Origin of the sequence: Pseudomonas sp. LAMO17WK12:I1 (genome assembly GCF_900177315.1) — a bacterium.
Classification (GTDB): Bacteria; Pseudomonadota; Gammaproteobacteria; order Pseudomonadales; family Pseudomonadaceae; genus Aquipseudomonas; species Aquipseudomonas marginalis.
On sequence record NZ_FWZV01000003.1, the window covers coordinates 378821 to 404408 of the forward strand.

The following is a 25588-nucleotide window of genomic DNA, read 5'->3' on the forward strand; positions in this document are numbered from 1 at the left end:
CGCGGCGGTGACAGCCCTCCCGTACTGGCGCCTCTCCAGCTTCTACCTGTTCTACTTCGCTCTGCTTGGGGCGACGGCGCCGTTCCTGGCGCTGTACTTCGACCACCTGGGGTTCTCCAGCGCGCGCATCGGCGAGCTGGTGGCCATCCCCATGCTGATGCGCTGCGTGGCCCCCAACCTGTGGGGCTGGCTGGGCGACTACAGCGGCCGACGCCTGGCCATCGTGCGCTTCGGCGCGGTGTGCACCCTGCTGAGTTTTTCCCTGATCTTCGTCAGCCACTCCTACGCCTGGCTGGCCCTGGTGATGGCCCTGCATGCGTTCTTCTGGCACGCGGTGCTGCCGCAGTTTGAAGTGATCACCCTGGCCCACCTGCAAAAACAGACCGCGCGCTATAGCCAGGTGCGCCTGTGGGGCTCCATCGGTTTTATCCTCACCGTGGTGATCATGGGCCGCCTGTTCGACTGGCTGAGCCTGGATATCTACCCGGTGGTGGTCGTGGTGATCATGGCCGGCATCATCGGTGCCAGCCTGTGGGTCCCGAATGCGCAGCCCGCCAGCCACGGCAATCGTCTGGCCGCTGATGGTTTCCTCAAGCAGCTGCGCAGTCCCGGCGTACTGGCGTTTTACGCCTGCGTGGCGCTGATGCAAATGAGCCATGGCCCGTATTACACCTTCCTGACCCTGCACCTGGAACACCTTGGCTACAGCCGTGGCATGATCGGCATGCTGTGGGCCCTGGGGGTGCTGGCGGAAGTGCTGATGTTCCTGGGCATGAGCCGCATCCTCACACGTTTTTCGGTACGCCGGGTGCTGCTGGCCAGTTTCCTGCTGGCGGCCCTGCGCTGGCTGTTGCTGGGCTCGTTTGCCGAACTGCTGTGGGTGCTGTTGCTGGCGCAGGTCATGCACGCTGCCACGTTCGGCAGTTTTCACGCCGCAGCGATTGCCTTTGTGCAGCGCAGCTTTGGCGATAAGCAACAAGGCCAGGGCCAGGCGCTGTACGCCGCCCTGGCCGGCACCGGCGGTGCGCTGGGTGCGCTGTATTCCGGCTACAGCTGGAACCTGCTGGGGCCGACCTTCACCTTTAGTATTGCCAGCGTCGCCGCCCTGGCCGCCGCCGCTATCATCGGTTTTCGATTGCAAGAGCAGAACCAAGGAACCCTTCAATGAGTTATGTCGCCGTCTACCCCGTCGCTTCACCGGATACCCCGAACAAGGTCCTGACCCATGTCGACGACATCGCCGCTACCCTGGCCGAGCACGGTGTGCGGTTCGAGCGCTGGCAGCCTGCCCTGATCGAGAGGGGCGCCAGCGACGCTGAGATGATTGCCGCCTATCAGCCGCAGATCGATGCCCTCGGCTACGGTGCGGTGGCGGTGCTCAGTGTCACCAGCGACCACCCGCAAAAAGCCGAATGGCGTGCCCGGTTCCTGGATGAACGCCGCTGCAGCGAAGACGAAGTGCATTTTTTCATCGCCGGCCAGGGCTTGTTCAACCTGCATGTTGGCGACTACGTGTATGCCGTGCGTTGTGAAAAAAACGATCTGCTGGTGGTACCCGCCGGTATGCCGCATTGGTTTGATATGGGGGAGAACCCCCACTGTATAACGCTGCGACTCTTCAATCAGGCGCAAAACCCGGTGCCGGAGTTGACGGGCGACGATATCGCCCGACGCTTTCCCGGGCTGGATGACTGATTACGACATATCGAAAACTTCAACCCCCGCATGTTGGAAGTTGTTGTGGGAATAAACTCTTATTCTTGTAAGGCCCGGCTGTTTATCGCGGGGCCTGCGCCTTAGTGCCATTGGTTATGTAACTCTTTGCGGCAACAACGTTTATATCACCTGTCAATAGGAGGAATCCGAAGGTGATAGGGCGATAGCCAGCAAAAGGGAGTGAAACTAATGAGAGGCCCCAGGGAATTGTCTCCAGTGCCACATTCGGTGCCCAACGCCGCCAGGAGGCGTTTGAGCTTGTCCGGAAAACCACTGACCCCTACGGAACTGGAAATCCTGCGTTGGGCCTCCGAAGGCAAGACCGTCTGGGAGATCAGCCAGATTCGCGCCACGTCCGAAGCCACGGTGAAATTCCACCTGCGCAATATCTACGGCAAATTTGGCGTGACCAACCGAGTACAGGCGATGAATGAGGCGGCACGCCAAGGTTTATGCTGACCCCAGCTTTCGGCCACCGAAGCAATCGGTTTGAAGCGTCATCGTCCAGCCATAACGAAGTCGTGCTTACGTGGATGCCCCTTCAGAATGTCCTCGGCGACCGACTCGGCTCCAGTTCCGGAGGGTGTCAATGAACGGGCGTAGCGGAGGCGGTACCTGACGCGGAATAACGGTAATGCCATGAGCTCGACCTTGCACCTAATTGACCTCATCGTGTCGCCCACATTCGGGGGGCTCGATGCCTAACGTCGCATTGGTGGCGCTAGGCTCGACGTCAGTCTTTTGATTGATCGCGTCGGCTAAGCGGCAGCGATCAGCGCTCCTCGTTGGCGCAGATGCGTCTGGAAACGATCGGCATAGTCTTCGACAACGGCATCCCTTACGCTGGAGCGTGTCACAAGCGCCTCACGCCAAGCCGAAATGCGCGGAAGGCCGTCGAAAGTCTGGTGTGCGACAGTTGCGTCGATACTCTCGAAGTAACGGAAAAGCGGGGCATAAACCGCATCAACCATTCCAAAGGCGGAGCCATTGAAGAACGGCCCCACGCCTATTTCTGACTCCAGTTTGCCGAGTCGTTCGCGAAATGCGGTGCGCTTGGCATCTGCGGTCGCAGAGTCACGAGCGTGGAGAAACTGCCAGGCTTCAGCCTGCGCCTGCGACGCGAACTCGATCCACGCGCGATTCCGTGCGCGAGCTAACGCATCGACGGGGTACATCGGCGCGCCGCCTTGGGTTTCGTCGAGGTACTCGCAGATGACCATGCTTTCGAATAGGATCGCGTCTTCCGCATTGTCCCGGCGCACCTTGAGCACCGGGACCTTGCCGGTTGGCGAAACTGCCAGGAACCAGTCTGGCTTGGCTGATAAATCGACATTTATCCGATCGAATTGGATACCCTTTTCAAGCAGCACAATCGCGGCGCGCTGTACGAATGGGCATAGTGGGTGGCTTATCAGCGTAAGAGCGTTCATTGCTTTTAGTGGCCCTGGATGGTTTATCAAGCGCAAACAGCGGCAGAGGTTTCCCGCGTACCGCTGTGTGCGCAGTCTGGATTGGACTGTTTCGTCCCTGAGTGCTGGGGCCGGCGTTCAGTACCTGATTAACTCAGCCCGGGCGATGTGGCATTCGCGTAATTCTTGAGCTGCGCGCTTAGCCATTCAGCAGGCGGCCGCCGTCAAGGACGATTTCAGAGCCGACCGTCCAGCGCGACTCGTCGGATGCCAGATACAGCACTGCCTTGGCCACCTCGTCGGAGGTACCGAAGCGCCCAAGCGGAATGGTTGCCGCGATCTCTTTGTTAAGCTGCGCGCGATAAGCTTGCGGAATACCCAGCTTGTCGTAAAGCGGCGTCTCGACGGGGCCAGGGCTCACTGCGTTGACACGGATGCCACGGCCCAGCAATTCGGTCGAGAGCGTCTTCGACATGTTCAGCAATGCGGCTTTCGTTGCGGCATACACGGACGAGCGATCTGCGCCTGCATGGGCGCTTACGGAAGTCGTCAACACGACCGAAGCAGGATTGGCGAAGACCGGCAACAGCGCCTGCATCAGGAAGTACGGCCCTTTGACGTTGATGTCGAAAGAGCGGTCAAACATATCTTCCGTCCATTCCTCAATGGGCTGCCAGACGGATACGCCGGCATTGAGGAAGGCAACGTCGAGTTGGCCGTAGTGTTCCTTGATGACGTGTGCCAGCTCCTTTTGTGCCGCAACGCTGGCCGAGTCGGCGCGCAGCACCGGCACTTCCGGGCCTAATTCGGCCTGGGCCTTTGCAATCGAATCGGGGTTGACCCCCGTTACGATCACGCGAGCACCCTCCGCCAGGAACTGCTTTGCCGTTTCCAGCCCGATGCCACTGGTGCCGCCAGTAATGAGCGTACGTTTACCTTGCAAGCGCGACATTTGAATTCTCCGGTGAATGACGACCACCGCGGTCGACAGGGAGAAATATGCGCTCATGCCCCATGGTATATAAGACTGCTTATTCGCATATAATTCATGCAAATTGAGCATGAATTGAGGTGGAGAAGTGGACCGATTTCTGTTGATGACGTGCTTCGCGCGTGCTGTAGAAACCGGGAGCTTTTCGGCGGCAGGGCGTGATCTAGGGCTGGGGCAACCGAATGTAAGCCGCTATGTAGCGGCTCTGGAGGATCATTTGCAGACGCGTTTGCTCCACCGGTCTACGCGCAAGCTGTCGTTGACACCGGAGGGCGAACGCTACTATGCGGACATCCGGCGCATCCTGGATGCGGTGGATGAATCCGAATCGTCCTTCAGAAACAACGTCGATCCATCGGGACTCTTGCGCGTAGCCTGTCCGACAGCTCTCGCACACGCGTTTGTGCTGCCGCATGTGCCGGCCTTTCTGGAGCGCTACCCTCAATTGATCTTGGATCTCCAACTCAACGATCGATACGTAGACCTGGTCAATGAAGGCACCGAACTCGCCATTCGCATAGGACTGCTGGAGGACAGCACCTTGCGCGCCCGGCCTCTTGGATGGTACGACCGGGTCTTCGTCGCCAGCACGGACTACTTGGCTAAACGCGGCGTTCCGCAGACCCCGGAGGATCTACGCGACCACGATTGCATCATCTACACCTTACTGTCGTCCGGGGCGACCTGGCGATTCCGGGACGCGGAGATTCCGATTACCGGCAGGCTCAGGGTCAACTCGCCCGACGCTGTGAGTGCGGCGGTCGTGGCGGGCCTGGGTGTGGCGCATGGACCCGCGTGGCTGTTTGAGGGCGGGCTGAACAGCGGGAGATTACAGTTCATTCTCACCAACCATGGGGCTCCACCTGTCCCCGTGCAGATGGTTTATGTCGCCAATAGATTGCTCCCCACGCGGGCTATCGTGTTCATGGATTTCATGGCTGAGGTGTTTTCAAAGATTCCAGCCTTGAACGGCGGCACCCCGGTGCCGACTCTATAAGACGAGACGGCACCGGCAGATGTTGAACTCGCGTATAAACAGCTGTATCGGGCTCAGGCGCAGTTCAGCGAAGTGCCGGGCTGGAGTCATCGTCAAACAAAAAAGGCCGCGACGCTCAAGAGCGTCGCGGCCTTGTTATGACTGCGGTATTTACGCCGAATGGTAGGTCGGCAGGGCAAAGCGGTTCTGGCTTTGCAACATCGAAATTTGCGGCAGTTCACTGGCTTGTTCGGCCAGGTCGCGACGAATCGCGCTGATCACCCAGGTCAATTGATCGGCGGTGTGCAACTGCTGGTAAGAGATCGAACGCTTGACCTGCTTGCCGTCACTGTTGCGCAGGGTCAACAGAATGCCGCCGTCGGGACGAGGCTGGGTGGTGACGTCGTAGTTGGAGAATACTGAAGCGAATTTATCTTGGATCAGGCTCATGTCTATCAGCTCCGTTGGCTCAAGTTGGCAAGCATGGAGTGATAGGTGCAGTGATTGTGCCAGCTTATGATTTAAAAAATATCCTTATAAATCAATGGCTTGAAAATACAGTAGATTTTCGCTTTCGTGCAATTTGCATGAATGGCCATCATGCATCCTGCATTTTGCGTTACTCGATAGGATGGGGTTTGCGCCCCTGTACGGATAAAGACTACTCGCGGGCAGCTAAATTCCTTTTTTGAGCACCCACCCGACGGGATACAAAACTTTTCAAATCCCGCGTGTACAGCCGAAGAACGGCTGACGTATTTTCCTGCCATGCATTCGGCCTTCCTCTTACGGAGGTGTCGGTGCTTCGGGATCAGACGAAGAATAAGAAAAAGGACGTTTCTCCATGAGCCACCCGCACAACGACATGATCACCTGGGGCAAGCTGCTGAGTAAGGTGCCGGCCATCGTTCGCGCCCTGCCGCGCGTAGTGCGCGGCATGCGTGCCGCCAATGTCACCGACCCCGCGCAGCCTTGCGGGCTGGGCTGGCACTTTGAGCAAGCCACCCTGCGCAACCCCGACGGCAACGCATTGCTGTACGGCGACCGTGTGCTCAGCTACACCGACGCCAACCAGCGCGCCAACCGTATTGCCCACCACCTGCAAGTCGAGGGCATCGGCAAGGGGGACGTGGTGGCGCTGTTTATCGAAAACCGCCCCGAATTGCTCTTGAACGTGCTGGCCGTGGCCAAGCTGGGTGGCATCTGCGCGATGCTCAATACCGCGCAAACCCAGGCGGCGCTGGTGCACAGCCTGAATCTGGTGAGCCCGGCAGCCATTATTGTCGGCGCGGAACTGGTGGCCCCCTATGACGCGGTGCGCGATCAGGTGGCCATCGCGGCTGATCGAACCTGGTTCGTCGCCGATCAGCCGTCCAGCCTGGTGCCGCAGGGGTATATCGACCTGTTGGCGGCGAGCGCCGCGTGCCCGGTGGACAACCCGGCCAGCACTGCGCAGATCTTCTTCAACGACCCTTGCTTCTATATCTACACCTCCGGCACCACCGGCCTGCCCAAGGCCGGCATCATGAAACACGGCCGCTGGACCAAGACTGCCGTCAGCTTCGGCAGCATCGCGCTGGACATGGGCCCTGACGACGTCCTGTATTGCACCTTGCCGCTGTACCACGCCACCGGCCTTTGCGTGTGTTGGGGCTCGGCGATTGTCGGGGCCTCGGGCTTCGCCATTCGCCGCAAGTTCAGCGCCAGCCAGTTCTGGGACGATGCGCGCCGATTCAAGGCGACCACCCTCGGCTACGTCGGTGAGTTGTGTCGTTACCTGCTCGACCAGCCACCCAGCGAAAACGACCGTGACAACTGCGTGACCAAGATGGTTGGCAATGGCTTGCGCCCCGGTGTGTGGGCGCAGTTCAAGGCACGCTATGGCGTGGAGCATATCTGCGAGCTGTACGCGGCCAGTGACGGCAATATCGGTTTTACCAACGTGCTGAATTTCGACAACACCATCGGTTTCTGCCTGCAGCACTGGGCGCTGGTGGACTACGCCCATGACAGCGGCGAGCCGCTGCGTGGCAGCGATGGCTTTATGCGTAAAGTCCCCACGGGCGGGCAGGGCCTGTTGTTGGCGAGGATCGATGAAAAATCCCCCTTCGACGGCTACACCGACCCGGAAAAGAATCGCAGGGTGGTACTCACCGACGTGTTTGAAAAAGGTGACCGCTACTTCAATACCGGCGATTTGTTGCGCAGCATCGGCTTTGGCCATGCGCAATTTGTGGATCGCCTGGGGGACACCTATCGCTGGAAAGGTGAAAACGTGTCCACCACCGAGGTCGAGAACGTCCTGCTGCAACACCCGCAGATCGCCGAAGTGGTGGCTTATGGCGTCGAGATCGAAAACACCAATGGCCGCGCGGGCATGGTCGCCATCACCCCGAGTGAATCCCTGGCCTCGCTGGACATGCGCGAGCTGCTGAAATTCGCCCACGGCCAGTTGCCCCACTATGCGGTGCCGCTCTTCCTGCGGATCAAGGTCAAGATGGAAACCACCGGTACCTTCAAGTACCAGAAGGTCAAGCTCAAGGAAGAAGCCTTTGATCCGGACAAGGCCGGCAATGACCCGGTGTATGCCTGGTTGCCGGGGTCGGACTGCTATGTGCCGGTCACCGGGCAACTGTTGGCGCAGATCCAGGGCGGCCAGTTCCGCTATTGATTCTGTCTATGGCCGCTTTTGCTAAAAAGGGCATGACAGTGGGGAACTCCCTCGCGACACTGGCGGCCTATAAAGCACCAGACAAGGAGCCCCCACATGTCAGACCACGCCAAACAAATGACTGAAGACGAAGCCGCCGAATTTGCCGAGCAGGTCTTCGACGTCGCCCGCAAAGGCGACGCCGCCATGCTCGCCGCGCTCCTGGCCAAAGGCTTGCCGGCCAACTTTCGCAACCACAACGGCGATACCTTGCTGATGCTGTCTGCCTACCACGGCCATGCCGAAGCGGTAAAAGTGCTGCTGGAGTTCAAGGCCGACCCGCTGATCGCCAATGACAAGAACCAGTTGCCCATCGCCGGCGCGGCGTTCAAGGGCCACTTGCCGGTGGTCAAGGCGCTGATTGAAGGGGGCACGCCGATCGAGGCCGCCTCGTCCGACGGGCGTACTGCGTTGATGATGGCCGCCATGTTCAACCGCGTCGACATGGTCGACTACCTGCTCAGCCAAGGCGCCAACCCCAAGGCCACCGATGCCCAGGGCGCGACTGCGCTGGCGGCGGCGCAGACCATGGGGGCGAAGGACACGGCGGCGCAGTTGGAGAAACTGGTGTAGGCTGTGCGCCCTCAAAAACCAGCCCGCTACAGGATCACCCCATGAAAACCGCCCTCGTCGAACTTATCAGCAAAATCAGCGCCGGGGTCATGGGCGCGGACGAGGTGGCGCGCATCGCCGAAGAGGCCGCCCAGGCCTACGCCGACCCGGCGGCCTTCCTGGCCGCCAACCCGGATATCAACTACGACGACAGCTTTCCGATCCCGCTGGGGGAGTGGGTGGTAGTCGGCAGCCTGCCGGATACCGTGCTGTTCCAGGCCGATACCTATGGCGACCTGTTTGCGCAGATCGTCGCGTCGTTCGGACCGGGTGTGGCGTTCAACCTCAAACCCAAGCAACTGGCCAAGACTGACGGCCTCACCGCCCTGAACCGTATCCAGATCCAGATGAGCGCCCTGAGCCCGGAAGACGGCGGTTATGTGCTGCTCAACTTCAGCCAGTTGCTGGACGACGAGATCCAGGCGGTGCTGGTGTTCGGCAATGACCTGCCGCGCGTGCTGGCGTTGTGTGCCGAAGTCGGCATCCAGGCCGAGCCATCCCTGGAAGCGCTGAAGGTCGCCGTGCACGTCTGAAATAAAACGGAACCCCGGCCAGGGCTGGCTATCCTACAAGGGCATGCCCTCACTTAGGAGCGACACCATGGGTTCCACTTTTAACAGCCTGATCGGCTTGATCATCCTGGCGCTGGATATCTGGGCGATCATCAATGTGTTCAAAAGCGGCGCAAGCACCGGGGCCAAGGTGTTGTGGATCCTGTTGATCCTGCTGCTGCCGGTACTGGGCCTGATCATCTGGGCTATCGCCGGGCCGCGCGGTAACGTGCGGATCTGATCCCTGCTCCCTCCTTGTAGCAGCTGCCTCGCCGAGGCTCGGCAGCTGCTACGGTACTTGCTCGTATCTTCGCTGTATTTTGTGTATCGAAATATTCGCTGCACACAATTTTCACATCTTATCCAAGACAATCCGCCGGCTCTATCTCTCCCTGCCAAGGCCCTGCCTCAGGTGCTTTTAAAGGCGGCGCAGCGGTGCTCGTTCAGTAATTAATAGCCTTGATGGCATTGATCGGGCACCATTCGCGCCACTGCATTACTTCGTCACTTAAACTTCCAATGGGTCCTGAAACGACATGGCAAACCCGGACGCCCTGAGTCAGCAGCGAGCTTCTAATCGCCTGCTGCAACCGACCGTCAAATCCCATCTGGCGTACACGCTGCTCTGCGCACTGGTCATGATGGTGATGTTCTCCCTGCTGCGCCTGGCGCTGCTGGTCTACAACCGCGAGATGATCCTCGACACGCCGGCCTCGACCTTCCTTGAAGCGTTCGCCAACGGCCTGCGTTTTGACATCCGCCTGGTGGTCTACCTGCTGATCCCGCTGCTGCTGGCACTGTTCAGCGTACGGGCCATGGCCGCGCGTGGGTTATTCCGCTTCTGGCTGACCCTTGCGTCCAGCATCGCCCTGTTCCTGGGCTTGATGGAGATGGACTTCTACCGCGAGTTCCACCAGCGCCTCAACGGCCTGGTCTTCCAGTATGTGAAGGAAGACCCGAAAACCGTGATGAGCATGCTCTGGTACGGTTTCCCGGTGGTGCGCTACCTGCTGGCCTGGGCCGTGGGCACGCTGATCCTGAGCATCGCGTTCAAAGGCGCCGACCGCGCCACGCGCCCACGTGGCCCGTTCAGTGGTGGCAGCATCGGCACGCGCCAGGTGGCGCCGTGGTACAGCCGCATCGCGGTGTTCGTCGTGTGCCTGCTGATCGCGGTGGTTGCCGCCCGTGGCACCCTGCGCCAGGGCCCGCCGCTGCGTTGGGGCGATGTGTACACCACCGATTCGAACTTCGCCAACCAGTTGGGCCTCAATGGCACCTTGTCGCTGATCGCGGCGGCCAAGGCCCGGTTCGGTGAGGACCGCTCCAACATCTGGAAGGCGACCCTGGACCAGCCGCTGGCCACCCAGACCGTGCGTGACATGTTGGTGCTGCCACAGGAAAAACTGGTCGATACCGACATCGCCGCCGTACGCCGCGACTACACGCCGCCGGCCGAGAAGACCCTGCCGATCAAGAACGTGGTCGTGATCCTGATGGAAAGCTTCGCCGGTCACTCGGTCGGCGCCTTGGGGCGTCCCGGCAACATCACGCCATCCTTCGACAAACTGTCCAAGGAAGGCCTGCTGTTCGACCGTTTCTTCTCCAACGGCACCCATACCCACCAGGGTATGTTCGCCACCATGGCCTGCTTCCCGAACCTGCCAGGCTTTGAATACCTGATGCAGACCCCGGAAGGCAGCCATAAGCTGTCGGGCCTGCCACAGTTGCTCAGCGCCCGTGATTTCAACGACGTGTATGTCTACAACGGCGACTTCGCCTGGGACAACCAGTCGGGCTTCTTCAGCAACCAGGGCATGACCAACTTCATCGGCCGCAACGACTTCGTCGACCCGGTGTTCTCCGACCCGACCTGGGGCGTGTCCGACCAGGACATGTTCAACCGTGGCCTGAAAGAGTTGAAGGCCCGTGAAGGCGGCAAGCCGTTCTACGCACTCCTGCAAACCCTGTCCAACCACACGCCGTACGCGTTGCCGACGCCATTGCCGGTGGAGAAAGTCACCGACCGTGGCAGCCTCAACGAGCATTTGACGGCCATGCGTTACTCCGACTGGGCCCTGGGCCAGTTCTTTGAGAAGGCCCGCAAGGAGCCGTACTTCAAGGAAACCCTGTTCGTGATCGTGGGCGACCATGGCTTCGGCAACGAACAGCAGATCACCGAGATGGACCTGGGTCGCTTCAACGTACCGATGCTGATGATTGCACCGGGCGTGCAGGAGAAGTTCGGCGAGCGTGACCACACCGTGGGCACCCAGATCGACATCGTGCCGACCATCATGGGCCGCCTGGGTGGTGACACCCTGCACCAATGCTGGGGCCGCGACTTGCTGAACCTGCCGGAAGGCGACAAGGGCTTTGGCGTGATCAAGCCATCGGGCAGCGACCAGACCGTGGCCCTGGTCACCGCAGACCGCATTCTGGTACTGCCCAAGGAAATGCCACCGAAGCTGTGGCAATACGAACTGGGCGCCAACCCGAGCGGTAAAGTGATTGCCGAATCGCCGGACGAGGCTGCACTCAAGCAGAAACTCGAAGCGTTCCTGCAAACCGCGACCAAGAGTTTGCTGGATAACACCGCAGGCGTTGTAAACGGTAAGCCGGACTAATTAACCGGCAATAAAAAAGAGGCCTTTTTCAAGGCCTCTTTTTTTTGCTTCGTTATTACCGCGGAGCGGTTATATCCGGCCCAGTAACAACAGGACCAGCAGCACCACCAGCACCACACCGAGGATACCCGACGGGCCATAACCCCAATTACGCGAGTGCGGGAATACCGGCAGGCCGCCGACCAGCAGGAGGATCAAGATAATGATCAGAATGAGGCTCATGGTTTTTTCCTTATTGTCTTTCTGCAAAGACCGGTTGTTTAACGATAGGCCTGCAGAGTTAATTACAGACGCCTTAACTACTCCGACTCTGGTGCTTCGCAGAAAATTCCATGTTTTTTTAAAGCATTTCGGTCAGTCGCTTATTTCTTTTAATTCGCGCTCATCCAGCACTTATTAGTTGAAAAACATTGAACTTAGGCGGACGGCAGGTATCCGACCCGGCCCACGGTTTGCCTGGGGCATTCATCACTCTGATGGTGCGTGGGTGCAGGAAAAACCTTCGCTACACTGCCGATCACTTCTTCTGTGAACCACAAGGCTACTTCCTATGCAAAATCGCATGATGATCACTGGCGCCGGGTCCGGCCTGGGTCGTGAAATCGCTCTGCGCTGGGCCCGCGAGGGTTGGCAGTTGGCCTTGTCGGACGTCAGCGAGCCAGGCTTGCAGGACACCCTGAAGCGCGTGCGTGAAGCCGGTGGCGATGGCTTTATCCAGCGCTGCGACGTGCGCGACTACAGCCAGCTCACGGCGTTTGCCCAGGCCTGCGAAGTGAAGCTGGGCGGCATCGATGTGATCGTCAACAACGCCGGCGTGGCCTCGGGCGGCTTCTTTGCCGAGTTGTCGCTGGAGGACTGGGACTGGCAGATTGCAATCAACCTGATGGGCGTGGTCAAGGGCTGCAAGGCGTTCCTGCCGCTGCTGGAAAAGAGCAAGGGCCGCATCATCAACATCGCCTCGATGGCGGCCCTGATGCAGGGGCCGGCCATGAGCAACTACAACGTGGCCAAGGCCGGTGTGGTGGCGCTGTCGGAGAGTTTGCTGGTGGAGCTCAAGCAGCAGGAAGTCGGCGTGCACGTGGTGTGCCCGTCGTTCTTCCAGACCAACCTGTTGGATTCTTTCCGTGGGCCCACACCGGCGATGAAGGCGCAGGTAGGCAAGTTGTTGGAGAGTTCGCCGATCTCGGCGGCGGACATTGCCGACTACATCTACCAGCGTGTGGCGCAGGGCGAATTCATGATCCTGCCCCATGAGCAGGGGCGGATGGCGTGGGCCTTAAAGCAGAAGAACCCGCAGTTGCTCTATGACGAAATGACCACCATGGCCGACAGGATGCGCGCCAAGGCACAGGCTGTTAAAGGCTGATCAGGCGGTAGTCTGTCAGGCAATTTACCTGCATGTGTAGGCGTTGCCTGATTTTGCCGCGAGGCATTGCTGCGCCCACACCCAGCGCGCATGGTCGGGGTCCTGTCATTCAATAAGGACAACCGCCATGCTGGTCTTAAGCCGCGCCGTAGGCGAAATCATCGCTATCGGTGATGACATCACCGTGCGCATTCTCGAGCTGAATGGTAATCAGGTGAAATTTGGTGTTGTTGCGCCCGTCGGGGTGCATGTCCATCGTGCCGAGGTCCACCAAAAGATCCTCAAGCGTCAAACCCCGCAATCCCAAACCGCCATCAACCCCTGAGTCAGTCGAACAGATGCTTGGGCACATCGTGCTTGAGCATCAACTGGCACTGCTCGCTGTCCGGGTCGAACACAATCAGCGCCTGGCCCTTGGTCAGCGCCTGGCGCACCCGCAGCACGCGGGTTTCCAGGGGCGTGTCGTCACCATTGTCGGTGCCGTCGCGGGTCACGAAGTCTTCGATAAGGCGGGTCAGGGTGTCGACTTCAAGTGCATCGTAGGGAATCAGCATACAAGCCTCAGATGATGGATCCCGGCGATCCTACTGCGCCGGGACCGCACTTGCCAGCGTCAGGACTTCTGGCCGACCAGGCTGTCCACCGATGGCACGCGCGTGTCGCTCTCCATCTGCGTTTCGTGCTCGATCTGATGGCTGAACCGGTCCAGTGAGCCCTGGGCCGGTTGTGCGTCACTGGCGAACACCGGCGGGCTGAGGATATACGCGCCCAACAGCCGGCTCAGCGCCGCCAGGCTGTCGATATGGGTGCGCTCATAACCATGGGTCGCATCGCAACCGAACGCCAGCAGCGCGGTGCGGATGTCGTGGCCGGCCGTCACCGCCGAATGGGCATCGCTGAAGTAATAGCGGAACAGGTCGCGGCGCACGGGCAAGTCGTTATCCGAGGCCAGGCGCAGCAGGTGGCGGGAGAGGTGATAGTCATACGGCCCGCCGGAATCCTGCATGGCCACACTGACCGCGTGCTCGCTGGAGTGCTGGCCGGGGGCGACCGGGGCGATATCGATACCGACAAACTCACTCACATCCCAGGGCAAAGCCGCCGCGGCGCCGCTGCCGGTTTCCTCGGTGATGGTGAACAGCGGGTGGCAGTCGATCAACAACGGTTCGCCGCTGTCGACGATGGCCTTGAGCGCAGCCAACAGCGCGGCGACGCCAGCTTTATCGTCCAGGTGGCGGGCACTGATATGCCCGCTCTCGGTGAACTCGGGCAAGGGGTCGAACGCCACGTAGTCACCGATGCCGATCCCCAGGGAATCGCAATCGGCGCGGGTGGCGCAGTAGGCATCCAGGCGCAATTCCACATGGTCCCAGCTCACCGGCATTTCATCCACGGCGGTGTTGAACGCGTGCCCGGAGGCCATCAACGGCAACACGCTGCCACGGATCACACCGTTGTCGGTAAACAGGCTGACGCGGCTGCCCTCGGCAAAGCGGCTCGACCAGCAGCCGACGGGCGCGAGGGTCAGGCGGCCGTTGTCCTTGATCGCGCGCACGGCGGCGCCGATGGTGTCCAGGTGCGCGGACACCGCACGGTCGGGGCTGTTTTTCTGGCCCTTGAGGGTGGCGCGAATGGTCCCGCGCCGGGTCATTTCAAACGGGATGCCCAGCTCTTCCAGGCGTTCGGCGACGTAGCGCACGATGGTGTCGGTAAACCCGGTGGGGCTGGGAATGGCGAGCATTTCCAGCAGGACTTTTTGCAGGTAGTTGAGGTCCGGTTCGGGGATGGTTCGGCTCATGAAGACTCCTGATGAAATAAGTGAAATTCTTTGGCCAGTGGGGCTGTTGTGGCCAAGGGGCTTGTTGTGGCAAGCCCGCTCACCACAGGGTTATTGAGCTGTCGGCTGGCTATGGGGGAATAGCAGGTCCACAAACTTCTCCGCCGTCGGCTGCGGTTCATGGTTGGCCAGGCCGGCCCGTTCGTTGGCTTCGATAAAGACGTACTCGGGTTGATCGGCCGCAGCCACCATCAGGTCCAGGCCCACCATGGGGATATCCAGGGCGCGGGCGGCGCGCACGGCGGCGTCCACCAGGGTCGGATGGAGGATCGCGGTGACGTCCTCCAGGCAGCCGCCGGTGTGCAGGTTGGCGGTGCGGCGCACGGCCAGGGTCTGGCCACGGGGCAGGATGCTGCTGTAGTCGTAGCCGGCGGCGTGCAGGGTGCGTTCGGTTTCTGCATCCACGGGGATTTTGCTTTCGCCGTCGGTGGCCGCCTGCCGGCGTCGGCTCTGGGCCTCGATCAGCGCACCAATGGAATGCTGGCCGTCACCGGTCACTTCGGCAGGGCGGCGAATCGCAGCGGCGACCACCTCGAAGCCGATCACCAGGATGCGCAGGTCCAGGCCTTGGTGGAAGCTCTCCAGCAACACGCGGCTGTCGAACTGGCGCGCGGCTTCGATTGCCTGCTGCACCTCTTCAATGCTCTGCAGATCCACCGCCACGCCCTGGCCTTGCTCGCCATCGAGCGGCTTGACCACGACGCGCTGGTGTTCGTCGAGGAACTCCAGGTTGTCATCGGCGCTGCCCGCCAGTTGTTGCGCAGGCAGTTTCAAACCCGCGGCTTTCAACACCTTGTGGGTGAGGCTCTTGTCCTGGCACAGGGTCATGCTGATCGCGCTGGTCAGGTCGCTCAGCGACTCGCGGCAGCGCACGCGGCGGCCACCATGGCTGAGGGTGAACAAACCGGCATCGGCGTCATCCACCTGCACATCGATGCCGCGTCGATGGGCCTCTTCGACAATGATCCGCGCATACGGGTTGAACCCCGCCTGGGGTCCGGGGCCGAGGAACAGCGGCTGGTTGATACCGTTCTTGCGCTTGATCGCAAAGGTGGTCAGGGCACGGAAGCCGAGCTTGGCGTAGAGGTTCTTGGCCTGGCGATTATCGTGCAGCACCGACAGGTCGAGATAGCTCAGGCCACGGCTCATAAAGTGCTCCACCAGGTGGCGCACCAGCACTTCGCCCACACCGGGGCGTGTGCACAGCGGGTCGACCGCCAGGCACCACAGGCTGCAACCGTTTTCCGGGTCGTGGAAGGCTTTCTGGTGATTGAGGCCCATCACGCTGCCGATCACCGCGCCACTGTCTTCGTCCTCGGCCAGCCAGTACACCGGGCCGCCTTCATGGCGCGGTGTCAGGCGTTCGGCGTCGACCGGCAGCATGCCGCGGCCTTGATACAACTGGTTGACCGCCAGCCAATCGGCCTCGCTCTGCACCCGGCGAATCCGAAAGCCGCGAAACACACGGGTGGCCGGGCGGTAGTCGCTGAACCACAGGCGCAGGGTGTCGGATGGGTCGAGGAACAACTGCTGCGGATCTATGCCGAGGATCTGCTGGGGCGCGGCCACATACAGCGCGATATCGCGCTCGCCGGGCTGTTCGTTGAGCAGTTCCTGGGCCAGGCTCGCCGGGTCCGGGAAGGTATGGCCGATCAACAACCGGCCCCAGCCGCAATGCACGGCGATCGGCTCGGCGGCCAATGGGCTGCCATCTTCGGCCAGGCGCGCTTGCAGGCGCTCGTAGGTCGGCGCCTGGCCCTTCAACAAGCGTTGGCTGTAAGCCGCTGCATGGGGTTTCATCAATCAGATTCCTTGTTCGCTGAGCCACAGGTTCAGCGCGGCCAGTTGCCACAGCTTCGAGCCGCGCAACGGGGTCAATTGACCCTGCGGGTCGGTGAGCAGGCGGTCGAGCATGGCCGGGTTGAACAGGCCGCGATCCTGGCTTGGGTCCAGCAGCAGTTCGCGCACCCAATTCAGGGTGTCGCCCTGCAAATGCTTGAGGCCCGGCACCGGGAAGTAGCCTTTCTTGCGGTCGATGACTTCGCTCGGAATCACCCGGCGCGCGGCCTCTTTCAACACCTGCTTGCCACCGTCGGGCAATTTGAATTTACCCGGTACACGGGCCGACAGTTCCACCAGGCGGTAGTCGAGGAAGGGCGTGCGCGCTTCCAGGCCCCAGGCCATGGTCATGTTGTCGACGCGTTTGACCGGGTCATCCACCAGCATCACCGTGCTGTCCAGGCGCAGGGCCTTGTCCACGGCGGCGTCCGCGCCGGGCATGGCGAAATGCTCGCGCACGAAGTCGCCGGCGGCGTCGTTGGCGGTCAGCCATTTCGGTGCGACGGTGGCGGCGTAGTCATCGTAGCTGCGGTCGAAGAACGCCTCGCGATAAGCCGCATATGGGTCGCTTGCGCCATCCACCTGCGGGTACCAGTGGTAACCGGCAAACAGCTCATCGGCGCCCTGGCCGCTCTGCACCACCTTGCAATGCTTGGCCACTTCCCGCGACAGCAGGTAGAAGGCGATGCAGTCATGGCTGACCATCGGCTCGCTCATGGCGCGGAACGCCGCCGGCAGTTGTTCGATGATCTCGCGTTCGGCAATGCGCAGTTGGTGATGACGGGTGCCGTAGTGCTTGGCGATCAGGTCCGAATACTGGAACTCGTCGCCACGCTCGCCGCCGGCGTCTTCAAAACCGATGGAGAAGGTCGACAGATCCTGCACGCCCACTTCACGCAGCAGGCCGACGAGCATGCTCGAGTCGACGCCGCCGGAAAGCAGTACGCCGACATCCACTGCGGCCCGTTGACGGATGGCCACGGCTTCGCGGGTGCTGTCCAACACGCGGTCGGTCCAGTCTTCCAGGCTCAGGTTTTTTTCATCTTCATGGGGGCCGTAGGGCAGGGTCCACCAGGTTTTCTGCTCGGTGTTGCCTTCGGCATCGATGCGCATCCAGGAGGCCGGCGGCAGTTTTTCAATGCCCGCCAGCAAGGTGCGCGGAGCAGGCACGACGGCATGGAAATTCAAGTAGTGATTGAGCGCCACCGGATCTAGGATCGGGTTGATATCACCGCCCTTGAGCAGCGCCGGCAAGGCCGAGGCAAAGCGCAGGCGCTGGCCGGTGCGCGACAGGTACAACGGCTTCACGCCGAGACGGTCACGGGCGATGAACAGGCGCTGGGCATCGCGCTCCCAGACGGCAAAGGCAAACATGCCGTTGAGCTTGGGCAGCAGCGCTTCGCCCCAGGCGTGGTAGCCCTTGAGCAGCACTTCGGTGTCGCCGCCGGAATAGAACGCGTAGCCGAGGGCTTCAAGCTCCTGGCGCAATTCCGGAAAGTTATAGATCGCGCCGTTGAACGCCAGGGACAGGCCCAGTTGGGCGTCGACCATCGGTTGGGCGGAGCCGTCCGACAGGTCCATGATTTTCAGGCGCCGATGACCCAGGGCAATCGGCCCTTGGGCATGGAAGCCCCACGCGTCAGGGCCACGTGGGGCCAAATGATGGGTAATTCGCTCCACCGCTGCGAGGTCCGCAGGTTGGTGATCGAAACGTAACTCGCCAGCTAATCCGCACATAGGTTCCTTACCGGTTTTTCCGTTGGGGAGGGATAGAAAGACCCGCACCAAAAGGGCGGGTACCTAGGGACTGACCCGAGGCTATACGCGGAGTTTTAGATCAATAAGTTATATGGCAAACCGCCGCCCCCCATTCGGAACACCCCAGCAGCCTGTGCGGCGTCAGTGAAAGGGGCGGTACTTAAGTCGAGGTGAGATGCAAAAAATCGACGGTTACGAGGGCTGATCCTGCAGCTATTTGAACCCTTTTGCGCGATCGCAGCGCTTATCGTCTGGCGTCATTGTTCAACGCGATAAAGGAACATTGCGAATGACGCAAACCACTGATTTGACCCAGGCGCTCGAGCCGGTGCCCCACGACCAATTGATGGCGGCCCTGCTGAATATCACCGGCGACCTGGATAAAGCGCAGGTCTTGCACGACACGCTGCCGGCCTGGTTGGTCAAGGCCGACTCCCATGTACTGCAGGCCATCGAGCAGGCGTATGCCGACAGCGAGCGCCCGCGTGAAACCCTGCACCGATTGCTGAACCGTCTGCAACCGCTGGATAAATTCTGTGCCGGACGGCTCAGGGCATTCCTGGACGACAAGGGGCATGGGGGCCTGGACATCGAAAACGACACCCTGGAAATCCCCCGGCGCTCGTTCAGCGGTGTCAGCCAGGACCTGGGCGGCCAGATGATTGAGACCGTCAATCTGGAGAAGCACAGCCTGCTGCAAGCGGCCATGCAGAATTTCTCCCAGGCGGCTGCCGAGCCAGGCGGCTCGCCGACCACTGCCGTGGTGCGCATCGGCCCCATGCGCCAAGTTGCGCAAACCCTCAGCGCCCAGGCCTTTATCGGCTACTGCCGCGAGCTGAACCTGGGAGAGGCCTATCAGACCCATGTGCGCGAAGTGTTCAACCTGGTGGCACCCGACCAGGACTTCAATCCTTCGGTGGCGCAGGTCGGCCAATCCCGCTGCGTGGACATGCAGATCGACCTGCATCTGGCCCATGCCAAGGGCGATATCGATGCACCGACCCGCGCGTTGCTGCTGGGTCTGGTCAAGGCGGATATGCCCGCCAGGGACATCCGGCAACTGTGGTTCAACCAGCAGCCGCTGACCTGGCAAGGCCTGAACATCGACGGCGCCTGCCTGTGGGGGGTATTGGTGTTTTCCAGTGCATCGGCCGAAGGGTTCTCCAGCGGCCCGATCGTGGTGTATATGCCCAACGAGCCCGTGCGGCCGTGGTACCGCTATGAATCACTGGAGCATTTCAAGCTCTACCTCACCCTCAAGCTTCACGTCAGTACCTATCGTGATTTCTTCAAGGGTTACCTGGACGAGTCCGAGCGTTTCGGTTTTTTCGAGCGTTTTGACCAGGAGGCAATCGTCGTGCGGGTGACGCCGCTCCCGGTCACAGGCAAGTTGTCGACATTCTTTTTCAATGCCTGCGTTGGCAAGATCCAGCTGGATGCGCAGGTATTGGCGGTTCCCAATGCCCAGGCCGATGACGACGCGCGTCGCAAGCGTATCCAGGATTACCTGGATGTCGGCTTGACGGTGCTCAACGTCGCCGGGTTCGTGGTACCGGTGGTGGGCCAACTGATGACCGGCGTGGCCGTTGGGCAGTTGCTTGGCGAGGTGTTCGAGGGGGTGGATGACTGGCTGCACCATGACAAGCTCGGCGCCCTCAGGCACCTGACGAACATCGCGGAAAACCTCGCTGCCATGGCGTTGTTCGCCGCGGGTACAAAAGTCGTGGGCCGGCTGTGGCGAACCACACCGTCGGCGGCGGGGTTCTACGACAGCCTCGAAGCCGTGCGGCTGCCCGACAAGTCCACGCGCTTATGGCGCAGTCGTACCGAGCCGTATCGCCACACCGTCTCGCTCGAAGGCACAGTGGCCAGCCCCCGTGGGGTCTACCAGCTCAATGGCCAGTCCTATGTGAATGTCGACGGGGCGCTGTATTCGATTGTCTTTGACGCCCGGACCGGGCGCTGGCGAGCCCGGCATCCGCAGCGGGATTCGGCCTATCGGCCGCCCTTGACCCACAACTACCAGGGCGGCTGGCAGTTCTCGTTCGAGCAGGCGGATGAATGGCGCAGCCCTGACTATATCCTGGGGCGGCTGGACCCCAGTCTCAGCGTTTTCCCGGCCGGACACCTGAAGGATATCGCCGCTATCACCGGCTCGACCTTGCCGCGTTTGCAGCAACTGGCCAGGCAGAACCTGCCGCTGCCGGAGCGGCTGCGCGATTGTGCGCTGCGGTTCAAGCTGAACCAGGGGGTTCGCGACCTGATCTGGCAAATGGAGCATCAAGCCCCGCTTAATGCGGCCACCACCCGTGTACAGATGCTGGCCCTGCCGCTGATGGACGGGTGGCCCCGTGGGCGTTTTTTCGAACTGCTCGACGACGAGGGCTACCTGCTTGAGCGCCATCCAGATACCGCGCCGTTCGATTACGAGGACTTGAGCATCCACCTCACCACGCAACAACTGCGGAACGGACAGATCCTGCCCACCTTGCTGGCCGCCCTCGACCCCGAGGAAACCGCGCAATTGCTCGGGGGCACCTTCCACGCCGACGAAGCGCAAGCGGCCCTGGCGCGGCGTCTCACCGCCTCGCTCAAGACCACGCATCAGGCGGTCTATGAGCGGCTGCGCATGGATGCCGATTTCATCGATCAGACCGATCACGGCCAGCTCAAGCAGCGCTTGCCGCAATTGCCGATCCGGGTGGCCTGGGAGGTCATGACCCAGGCCTCCACGGCGGAGCGCTGGCACTTGCGTCATACCGGGCGTGTGCCGCTGCGGGTCAGCCAATGGGCCCGGGAAGCCCTGGAAGCGCTGGAGGAAGACGCCGCCCTGGCCGGCCTGTACTTGCCGGAGCTGGCCACCGATGCGACACGGCGCGTGGCCACCGGGTTGCTGCAACGGGTTCCAGGCTGGCCCGGGGATCTGTTCTTGCAGGTACGCCGCGAAAGCGTACAGGGCACTGTCCTGGGCCAGGTGGGCCACGCAGACGCTGATATGAGGCGCATCGTGGTGCAGTCGGCCAAGGGCTTTCGCGCCCACGATGGGCAAGGTAAGGCCTTGGGCGCGTTGGCCGGCGGGTCGGAAGGTTTCTACGAGGCGTTGCTCAACAGTTTGCCTGCCGCCCAACGCGACGCGCTGCGCCTGACCGCGAGCGGCAGGGCCAGCCAGCTGCGGCATGCATTGATTGGCAAGGCGCAGGATGAACGCAATCGCATCGGCCGTTACTTATGGCCCGAGCGCGCGGTACCCGAGGAGCCGGCCCTGTCGTGCGTGCAAGGCTCGCCGCCTGCGCCGCCTCCACAGCCTGCGGGCTTGACGCGCAAGGCTCGCAAACTCTTCCCGTTATTCGATGACCGGCGCCTGTCGACCTTCCTGCAGGACTTGGGCACCGATCACCTGTCCCGGGCCAAAGCCGTGCGCACCCTTGAGCAGCACTATGAGGCACTGCAGCGGGCGTTGAGGCTGTGGGCCAAGGACAAACCGGCGCAGCCCTACTCGGACATTGCGCTGCAAGACTACCGCCTGGCGCGACACCAGGCCGCTCGGGCCATCGAGCGTTGTTGGCAATATGCGTCGCTGGCGCCGGATGAACACCATCAGAACGTGCCGAGCCTGTCCCTGGACGGCATGGCCATCGGGGCGTTGCCGACCTTGCCGGCGCACGTGCAGTTCGAGCATGTCCGGCAATTGTCATTGAAACGCATGGGGCTCAACGATGACGTTGCGTATTTCCTCAAGCACTTCAAGGGGCTGCGCAGCCTGGCGTTGAACGGCAATCGGCTGACGCGGCTGCCGGAAGTGCTCCAGCACATGCCGTGGCTCAGGCAGCTGTACATGGCCGATAACCACCTGCAACTGACCGAGTACACCCGCACCAAACTCGCGGACCTGAAGAGCCTGGTCGTGCTCGACCTGAGCAACAATCCCCTGGTGGACCCGCCCGTCGTCAACAAGATGTTCGAATTGCGCAACCTGATGCTGCGCAACTGCCGGCTGACCAGTCTGCCCACCGGCTTTACCCGCGTTCCGTACCTGGAGCAACTCGACCTGCGGGACAATGACATCGCCAGTTTGCCGGCATGGTTGTTCAATGCGCCGCGTGAGCACACCGAAGTCATCAACGTGCGGCATAACCCTCTGGACGCCAGCACTCGTCAGGCCTTGAACCGTTACCGGGACACCATCGGCGTGGGCATGGGCTTCGTTGAGGATGACATTGCGCGACTCAACGAGCAGACCGCCCGGGAGCTGTGGCTGGGCGATGAATACGCGACACACTTCGCCGAAAAGGCCGAGACCTGGCTGGGGCTTAAGGATGAGCCCGGCTCCGACGGCCTGTTCAAATTGCTGGCCGGCCTGGGTGGCGCCGCCGACACCAGCCACGTGCGCGAGGACATGAACCGCCGCATCTGGCGCGTGTTGGAGGCGGCCGCTGCCGATACCCGGCTGCGGGCCGAGATTTTCGAGCGCGCGGCCACGCCGTTGAACTGTGATGACGCCGCTGCCGTGAGCTTCAGCGACCTGGAGGTGCTGGTTGAAATCCACGAGGCCTCGCAGCGGGTGGAGGGCGGCAGGGTCACGGCCAAGCCGCTGCTCAGGTTGGCCAGGGGCTTGTTTCGTCTCGACCGCCTGGAGTCCATGGCCAGCCGACACAGCGCCGAGCATCCGATGCTCGACCCGCTGGAGGTCAGCCTGGCTTATCGCACCGGGCTGGTGGAGCGCTTTCATTTGCCCGGGCAGCCCCGGCATATGCGCTTTGCCAGCCTGGCCGGGGTGACCGAGCACATGCTGGAGGTTGCCGAAGCGCAGTTGAAGGAGGCCGAGCTTTCCCCGCAACTGCTGAACTATATGGTGAAGCTGCCATTCTGGAGCAGTTACCTGAGGCGCACCCATGGCGGTTCGTTCGACACCCTGACCCAGCCTTTTGGCGATCGCATGGAAGCGGTGTGGGCGCAAAGGGAAACCTTGGGTGACGCTGACTATCACACCCAGATGGGCGCGATCCAGAGCGCGCGGGAAAGCGCCGAACTCGTCGAGCTCAAACGCCTGACCCAGGAGGCGTTGAGGCTCGATGAGCTGGGCACCTGCCAATTGCCACCGGCAGGTTGAAGCGCGGCCTACGGGGTCGTTTTTGCAGCGTTGCTGCGAATCAACCCGCGCACTGCAAAGCGATTCGGGTGACAGGCCTCGGCCACGCTGCGGGGCAGGGGCAGCGGTTCGTTGTCCAGCCATGCCGCCAGCAACTCGCCGGACAGCGGCGCGGTGATCAGGCCCCGGGAGCCGTGGCCGCTGTTGATGTACAGGCCGTCCAGCCACGGGCAGGCAGCCTGCGGTGTGTAGCGGGCGTCTTTGCGCAGCGCGTCGTAGGCCTGGGCGAACGCCAGGCTGTCGGCCAGGGGCCCGACAATCGGCAAGTAGTCCGGGCTGGTGCAGCGGAAGGCGGCGCGGCCTTCCAGGGTCTCTGCGGCAAGGTCGGCGGCGTGCAGGCGCTGGGCCAGGTCCGGGGAAATCTCTTGCAGCAGCTCAAGGTTACCGGCGTGCTCGGCGGCGGTAGGGGTGAGGTCATCGTTGTTGAAATCAAAGCTGGCCCCCAGGGTGTGTTCGCCCAGGCGAGCCGGCGCCACGTAGCCCTCGGCACACACCACCGTGGCCAGGGCCTGGCTGGCGGTGGTCTGGGGCAGGCGGGTGATCTGCCCGCGAATCCGCTTGAGGGGCAACTCGGCGCTGGCGGCAAACCGTTTGACCTCAGCCGCCCCGGCCAGCACCACCACGGGGGCGCTGGCCAGCAGCCGATCGCCGTCCCAGGCCTGCCAGTGGCCGTCGACTTTGCGCAGGTCCAGCACCTCATGATGGGCCAGCACCCCGATACCTGGCTGGCGCGCCTGCCATTGGCACAGCGCGGGGGGATGCACCCAGCCGCCTTCGGGGAAAAACAGCCCGCCCTGTTCCAGGCCCACCCCGGCGCGAGCCTGGGCTTGAGCCTTATCCAGCAGATGCAGCAGCTGCGGGGCGAATGCCTGGGCCAGTTGCGCCTGGCGTTCGGCCTCCTTGGCATTGAAGGCCAGTTGCAGCACGCCGCAGCCGTCCCACTCCACGCCGCGTTGCAGGTGCTCCAGCAGGCGCCGGGTGTACCCGAACCCGCTGACGATCATCTGCGACAACGCCGTGCCGTGTGCCGACAGCTTGAGATAAAGCACCCCTTGCGGATTGCCGGAGGCCTCCTGGGCGAGACCGCCATGGCGCTCCAACAGGCTGACCTGCCAACCCCGCGCCGCCAGGCTGGCCGCGCTGGCGCAGCCGGCCAGGCCGCCGCCGATCACCAGGGCACGGCGCTCGCCATTGGGCATGGAGGGGCGGGCGAACCAGGGCTTGGCGGCGGCCGGTGCCGGGGTCTCGGCCGGCCAGCCGAGAAACTCCCCGCGCAGGATTTCCCACTTGTGGCCGATGCCCGGCGTACGCTTCATCTTGAAACCGGCGGCGTTGATCAGCCGGCGCACCCAGCCGGTGCTGGTGAAGGTGCTGATGGTCGAACCCGGGGCCGCCAGGCGTGCCAGCTCGGCAAACAGTTCGGCGCTCCACATCTCGGGGTTTTTTGCCGGGGCGAAGCCGTCGAGAAACCACGCGTCGATCTGCGCATCCAGTTGCGGCAACTGTTCCAGGGCATCGCCGATCAGCAGCGTGAGGGTGACGCGGCCGTTATCCAGCACCAGGCGCTGGAAGCCTTGGTGAATGGCGATGTAGTGCGCCAGCAATTGCTCGGCGAACGGCGCGAGCTCGGGCCAGAGGGCGAGGGCGCGTTGCAGGTCGGCGTGGCTCAGGGGGTATTTTTCCACGCTGACAAAATGCAGGCGTGCACCGGCTACGGCGTGTTGCTCGAACAACTGCCAGGCGCAGAGGAAATTCAGGCCGGTGCCGAAGCCGGTTTCGCCAATCACCAACCGCCCGCCCGCCGGCAGTGCGGCGAAGCGCTCCTGCAAGCGGTTCTGTTGCAGGAACACATAGCGGGTTTCGTCCAGGCCCGATTGGTCGGAGAAATACACGTCGTCGAACACCCGCGAGTGCGGGCGACCTTGATCATCCCAGTCGAGCTGGGCGTGGGTTACGGGGTTCATGGGCGGCTCGGTAAAGGCAAGGCGGCCATTCTAGCCGATCAACAGGCTTTGAATTGACCCACGGCAAGCCCAGGTGGAATTTCCTC

General features: G+C 62.0%; 21 protein-coding genes. 12 read left to right on the forward strand and 9 right to left on the reverse strand.

Annotation, left to right across the window (positions count from 1 at the left end):
• The first annotated feature begins 7 nt into the window (after positions 1–7).
• The 3 genes from B9N88_RS06870 to B9N88_RS06880 all read left to right on the forward strand — a co-directional run bounded on the left by B9N88_RS06870 (position 8) and on the right by B9N88_RS06880 (position 2175).
• Entirely contained in the window at positions 8–1168 is a 1161-nt protein-coding gene (locus B9N88_RS06870; protein WP_027603937.1) for an MFS transporter, read from the forward strand.
• Positions 1165–1695, forward strand: coding sequence for a 1,2-dihydroxy-3-keto-5-methylthiopentene dioxygenase (locus tag B9N88_RS06875; protein WP_027603938.1), 531 nt, complete (start codon positions 1165–1167; stop codon positions 1693–1695). The genes B9N88_RS06870 and B9N88_RS06875 overlap by 4 nt, the downstream gene beginning before the upstream one ends.
• Before the next feature lie 210 nt (positions 1696–1905).
• Positions 1906–2175: a response regulator transcription factor gene (locus B9N88_RS06880; RefSeq protein WP_027603939.1), complete on the forward strand. Its 270-nt coding sequence runs from the start codon at positions 1906–1908 to the stop codon at positions 2173–2175.
• A gap of 299 nt (positions 2176–2474) precedes the next feature.
• On the opposite strand, the gene B9N88_RS06885 is transcribed toward B9N88_RS06880, so the two are convergent.
• Entirely contained in the window at positions 2475–3146 is a 672-nt protein-coding gene (locus B9N88_RS06885) for a glutathione S-transferase family protein (protein ID WP_027603940.1), read from the reverse strand.
• A gap of 178 nt (positions 3147–3324) precedes the next feature.
• Positions 3325–4077, reverse strand: a complete 753-nt coding sequence (locus B9N88_RS06890; protein ID WP_027603941.1) for an SDR family oxidoreductase — start codon at positions 4075–4077, stop codon at positions 3325–3327.
• Positions 4078–4204: 127 nt separating this feature from the next.
• Between B9N88_RS06890 and B9N88_RS06895 the strand changes: the two genes are divergently transcribed.
• A complete protein-coding gene (locus B9N88_RS06895; protein ID WP_027603942.1) occupies positions 4205–5113 on the forward strand; it encodes a LysR family transcriptional regulator in 909 nt (302 codons plus the stop codon).
• A gap of 150 nt (positions 5114–5263) precedes the next feature.
• Here the strand turns inward: B9N88_RS06895 and B9N88_RS06900 are convergent, their stop codons facing one another.
• Positions 5264–5542 (reverse strand): DUF3509 domain-containing protein, encoded by a 279-nt coding sequence (locus tag B9N88_RS06900; protein ID WP_027603943.1) that lies wholly within the window; start codon positions 5540–5542, stop codon positions 5264–5266.
• Positions 5543–5936: 394 nt separating this feature from the next.
• Here B9N88_RS06900 and B9N88_RS06905 point away from each other — a divergent pair, with 394 nt between their 5' ends.
• From B9N88_RS06905 to B9N88_RS06925, 5 genes are all read left to right on the forward strand, one after another.
• Positions 5937–7763 carry a long-chain-acyl-CoA synthetase gene (locus B9N88_RS06905; RefSeq protein WP_027603944.1) on the forward strand — a complete coding sequence of 609 codons (1827 nt, stop codon included), beginning with the start codon at positions 5937–5939 and terminating at the stop codon, positions 7761–7763.
• A 96-nt stretch (positions 7764–7859) separates the two neighbouring features.
• The gene (locus tag B9N88_RS06910) at positions 7860–8375 is read left to right on the forward strand and encodes an ankyrin repeat domain-containing protein (RefSeq protein WP_027603945.1); all 516 of its coding nucleotides are present in this window, start codon (positions 7860–7862) and stop codon (positions 8373–8375) included.
• Between the two features lie 41 nt (positions 8376–8416).
• Positions 8417–8947 (forward strand): hypothetical protein, encoded by a 531-nt coding sequence (locus B9N88_RS06915; protein WP_027603946.1) that lies wholly within the window; start codon positions 8417–8419, stop codon positions 8945–8947.
• A 67-nt stretch (positions 8948–9014) separates the two neighbouring features.
• Positions 9015–9206, forward strand: a complete 192-nt coding sequence (locus tag B9N88_RS06920; RefSeq protein ID WP_003192770.1) for a PLDc N-terminal domain-containing protein — start codon at positions 9015–9017, stop codon at positions 9204–9206.
• Positions 9207–9501: 295 nt separating this feature from the next.
• Complete coding sequence (locus B9N88_RS06925; protein WP_027603947.1) at positions 9502–11589, forward strand: LTA synthase family protein; 2088 nt, start codon at positions 9502–9504, stop codon at positions 11587–11589.
• A 69-nt stretch (positions 11590–11658) separates the two neighbouring features.
• On the opposite strand, the gene B9N88_RS06930 is transcribed toward B9N88_RS06925, so the two are convergent.
• A complete protein-coding gene (locus B9N88_RS06930) occupies positions 11659–11811 on the reverse strand; it encodes a DUF3309 family protein (RefSeq protein ID WP_015885095.1) in 153 nt (50 codons plus the stop codon).
• 328 nt (positions 11812–12139) lie between these two features.
• Between B9N88_RS06930 and B9N88_RS06935 the strand changes: the two genes are divergently transcribed.
• Both B9N88_RS06935 and csrA read left to right on the forward strand, forming a co-directional pair.
• Positions 12140–12955, forward strand: a complete 816-nt coding sequence (locus B9N88_RS06935) for an SDR family oxidoreductase (RefSeq protein WP_027603948.1) — start codon at positions 12140–12142, stop codon at positions 12953–12955.
• A gap of 127 nt (positions 12956–13082) precedes the next feature.
• Positions 13083–13280, forward strand: a complete 198-nt coding sequence (gene csrA / locus B9N88_RS06940; RefSeq protein WP_027603949.1) for a carbon storage regulator CsrA — start codon at positions 13083–13085, stop codon at positions 13278–13280.
• 1 nt (position 13281) lies between these two features.
• On the opposite strand, the gene B9N88_RS06945 is transcribed toward csrA, so the two are convergent.
• The 4 genes from B9N88_RS06945 to B9N88_RS06960 form a co-directional block, all read right to left on the reverse strand.
• Complete coding sequence (locus B9N88_RS06945; RefSeq protein WP_003236706.1) at positions 13282–13509, reverse strand: YheU family protein; 228 nt, start codon at positions 13507–13509, stop codon at positions 13282–13284.
• A gap of 59 nt (positions 13510–13568) precedes the next feature.
• On the reverse strand, positions 13569–14753 hold the full coding sequence (locus B9N88_RS06950) for an osmoprotectant NAGGN system M42 family peptidase (protein WP_027603950.1): 1185 nt from the start codon (positions 14751–14753) through the stop codon (positions 13569–13571).
• Positions 14754–14843: 90 nt separating this feature from the next.
• Positions 14844–16592 carry an N-acetylglutaminylglutamine synthetase gene (gene ngg, locus B9N88_RS06955; RefSeq protein ID WP_027603951.1) on the reverse strand — a complete coding sequence of 583 codons (1749 nt, stop codon included), beginning with the start codon at positions 16590–16592 and terminating at the stop codon, positions 14844–14846.
• Between the two features lie 3 nt (positions 16593–16595).
• A complete protein-coding gene (locus B9N88_RS06960; protein WP_027603952.1) occupies positions 16596–18368 on the reverse strand; it encodes an N-acetylglutaminylglutamine amidotransferase in 1773 nt (590 codons plus the stop codon).
• Positions 18369–18678: 310 nt separating this feature from the next.
• On the opposite strand from B9N88_RS06960, the gene B9N88_RS06965 reads away from it, so the two are divergent.
• Positions 18679–23499, forward strand: coding sequence for an NEL-type E3 ubiquitin ligase domain-containing protein (locus tag B9N88_RS06965; RefSeq protein ID WP_051429303.1), 4821 nt, complete (start codon positions 18679–18681; stop codon positions 23497–23499).
• A gap of 8 nt (positions 23500–23507) precedes the next feature.
• Here the strand turns inward: B9N88_RS06965 and mnmC are convergent, their stop codons facing one another.
• Positions 23508–25502: a bifunctional tRNA (5-methylaminomethyl-2-thiouridine)(34)-methyltransferase MnmC2/FAD-dependent 5-carboxymethylaminomethyl-2-thiouridine(34) oxidoreductase MnmC1 gene (gene mnmC, locus B9N88_RS06970; RefSeq protein ID WP_027603954.1), complete on the reverse strand. Its 1995-nt coding sequence runs from the start codon at positions 25500–25502 to the stop codon at positions 23508–23510.
• Positions 25503–25588 lie beyond the last annotated feature (86 nt).

Coding starts and splice junctions, on each gene's coding strand:
- B9N88_RS06875 (WP_027603938.1), top strand. CDS start 1,165: ATGAGTTATGTCGCCGTCTACCCCGTCGCTTCACCGGATACCCCGAAC.
- B9N88_RS06880 (WP_027603939.1), top strand. CDS start 1,906: ATGAGAGGCCCCAGGGAATTGTCTCCAGTGCCACATTCGGTGCCCAAC.
- B9N88_RS06885 (WP_027603940.1), bottom strand. CDS start 3,146: ATGAACGCTCTTACGCTGATAAGCCACCCACTATGCCCATTCGTACAG.
- B9N88_RS06890 (WP_027603941.1), bottom strand. CDS start 4,077: ATGTCGCGCTTGCAAGGTAAACGTACGCTCATTACTGGCGGCACCAGT.
- B9N88_RS06900 (WP_027603943.1), bottom strand. CDS start 5,542: ATGAGCCTGATCCAAGATAAATTCGCTTCAGTATTCTCCAACTACGAC.
- B9N88_RS06905 (WP_027603944.1), top strand. CDS start 5,937: ATGAGCCACCCGCACAACGACATGATCACCTGGGGCAAGCTGCTGAGT.
- B9N88_RS06910 (WP_027603945.1), top strand. CDS start 7,860: ATGTCAGACCACGCCAAACAAATGACTGAAGACGAAGCCGCCGAATTT.
- B9N88_RS06915 (WP_027603946.1), top strand. CDS start 8,417: ATGAAAACCGCCCTCGTCGAACTTATCAGCAAAATCAGCGCCGGGGTC.
- B9N88_RS06920 (WP_003192770.1), top strand. CDS start 9,015: ATGGGTTCCACTTTTAACAGCCTGATCGGCTTGATCATCCTGGCGCTG.
- B9N88_RS06925 (WP_027603947.1), top strand. CDS start 9,502: ATGGCAAACCCGGACGCCCTGAGTCAGCAGCGAGCTTCTAATCGCCTG.
- B9N88_RS06930 (WP_015885095.1), bottom strand. CDS start 11,811: ATGAGCCTCATTCTGATCATTATCTTGATCCTCCTGCTGGTCGGCGGC.
- B9N88_RS06935 (WP_027603948.1), top strand. CDS start 12,140: ATGCAAAATCGCATGATGATCACTGGCGCCGGGTCCGGCCTGGGTCGT.
- csrA (WP_027603949.1), top strand. CDS start 13,083: ATGCTGGTCTTAAGCCGCGCCGTAGGCGAAATCATCGCTATCGGTGAT.
- B9N88_RS06945 (WP_003236706.1), bottom strand. CDS start 13,509: ATGCTGATTCCCTACGATGCACTTGAAGTCGACACCCTGACCCGCCTT.
- B9N88_RS06950 (WP_027603950.1), bottom strand. CDS start 14,753: ATGAGCCGAACCATCCCCGAACCGGACCTCAACTACCTGCAAAAAGTC.
- ngg (WP_027603951.1), bottom strand. CDS start 16,592: ATGAAACCCCATGCAGCGGCTTACAGCCAACGCTTGTTGAAGGGCCAG.
- B9N88_RS06960 (WP_027603952.1), bottom strand. CDS start 18,368: ATGTGCGGATTAGCTGGCGAGTTACGTTTCGATCACCAACCTGCGGAC.
- B9N88_RS06965 (WP_051429303.1), top strand. CDS start 18,679: ATGACGCAAACCACTGATTTGACCCAGGCGCTCGAGCCGGTGCCCCAC.
- mnmC (WP_027603954.1), bottom strand. CDS start 25,502: ATGAACCCCGTAACCCACGCCCAGCTCGACTGGGATGATCAAGGTCGC.